1 protein-coding gene is annotated in these 2,179 nt (G+C 59.0%); it reads right to left on the bottom strand.

The window, feature by feature from the left end; all coding sequences use genetic code 11:
• The coding region (locus ACFQDM_RS15555; protein ID WP_377380597.1) for a tandem-95 repeat protein at positions 1–2,179 on the bottom strand (2,179 nt) is incomplete at both ends.

Below are 2,179 nucleotides of genomic sequence, written 5' to 3' on the forward strand. Positions count from 1 at the left end.
CACCAGGCTGGCTGTGAGCGTATCGCCTTCGACATCGGTATCATTCGCCAGAACACCGTTCGTCGCATTGACCGTCAGTGTGCCATCCTCATCGACCGCATAGCTGTCAGCCACGGCGACCGGCGCATCATTCACCGGTGTGACCGTGACCTCAATCGTGACAGTATCTGTCCCGCCATTGCCGTCATCGATCAGAACATCAAAGCTGTCCGTCCCGTTGAAGTCGGCAGCTGGCGTATAGGTATAGCCATTGCCCGTCAGTGTGACAGAGCCATTCGCCGGACCAGAAGCCAGCGTGTAGGTCAGCGTACCGCCGTCCACATCAGTGGCACTGATTGTGCCGGTGATGACACTGTCTTCAGCACCTGAGGCCGAGCCGTCCGTACCGACCGGCGCATCATTCACCGGCGTGACCGTGACCTCAATCGTGACGGTGTCTGTCCCACCATTGCCGTCATCGATCAGAACATCAAAGCTGTCTGTGCCGTTGAAGTCTGCCGCTGGCGTATAGGTATAGCCATTCCCCGTCAGCGTCACAGAGCCATTCACCGGACCAGAGGCCAGCGTATAGCTGAGGGTGTCGCCATCCATGTCCGTCGCGGAGATCGTCCCCGTGATCGCTGTATCTTCAGCACCTGAGGCCGAGCCGTCCGTACCAACCGGCGCATCGTTCACCGGTGTGACCGTCACCTCGATCGTGACAGTGTCTGTCCCGCCATTGCCGTCATCAATCAGGACATCGAAGCTATCGGTGCCATTGAAGTCGGCAGCTGGCGTGTAGGTATAGCCATTCCCCGTCAGCGTCACAGAGCCATTCGCAGGACCAGAGGCCAGCGTGTAGCTCAGCGTATCGCCGTCCATGTCGGTGGCACTGATCGTCCCCGTGATCGCTGTATCTTCAGCACCTGAGGCCGAGCCGTCCGTACCGACCGGCGCATCATTGACCGGTGTCACCGTCAGCGTCACCGTCGCGGTGTCGCCGCCATTGACCGTATAGGTAAAGCTCGTCGTGCCGTTAAAGTCCGCATCCGGCGTGAAGCTGACATCGGCGCCACCATTGGTGATGGTCACCGTACCGCCCACAGGCTGGGTCACCGAGGTGATCGTAATCGCATCGCCTTCGATATCGGTGTCGTTCGCCAGAAGATTGAGCGTGGTTGCGCCAGAATCCTCATCCACAGTGAAGCTGTCAGAGATCGCCACTGGCGCGTCATTCACCGCGCCGACATTGAGCGTCACCGTGACGGTGTTGCCATCTTCTGAGCCGTCATTCACCCGATAGGTAAAGCTGTCCGTCCCATTGAAGTTGGCATCCGGAACGTAGGTAAAAGACCCATCCGCATTGAAGGTGAGCGTGCCGTTGGAGACACCTGTCACCAGGCTGGCTGTGAGCGTATCGCCTTCGACATCGGTATCATTCGCCAGAACACCGTTCGTCACATCGACGGCCAGCGTGCCGTCTTCATCGACTGCATAGCTGTCGGCCACGGCGACCGGCGCATCATTCACCGGTGTGACCGTGACCTCGATCGTGACCGTGTCTGTGCCGCCATTGCCGTCATTGATCAGGACATCAAAGCTGTCTGCGCCATTGAAGTCGGCTGCTGGCGTGTAGGTATAGCCATTCCCCGTCAGTGTGACAGAGCCATTCGCCGGGCCAGCCGCGAGCGTATAGCTCAGCGTATCCCCATCCATGTCCGTCGCTGAAATGGTGCCGGTGATGACACTATCTTCCGCGCCAGAAACCGAGCCATCCGTACCGACCGGCGCATCATTCACCGGCGTGACCGTGACCTCAATCGTGACAGTGTCTGTCCCGCCATTGCCGTCATCGATCAGGACATCAAAGCTGTCTGTGCCATTGAAGTCGGCTGCTGGCGTATAGGTATAGCCATTCCCCGTCAGCGTCACAGAGCCATTCACCGGACCAGAGGCCAGCGTATAGCTCAGCGTATCACCATCCATGTCCGTCGCGGAGATCGTGCCGGTGATGACACTGTCTTCAGCACCAGATGCCGAGCCGTCCGTACCAACCGGCGCATCATTCACCGGCGTCACCGTCAGCGTCACCGTCGCTGTGTCACCGCCATTGACCGTATAGGTAAAGCTCGTCGTGCCGTTAAAATCCGCATCCGGCGTGAAGCTCACATCAGCGCCACCATTGGTGATGGTCACCGTA

It is taken from the genome of Ponticaulis profundi (genome assembly GCF_042659465.1).
GTDB lineage: Bacteria > Pseudomonadota > Alphaproteobacteria > Caulobacterales > Hyphomonadaceae > Ponticaulis > Ponticaulis profundi.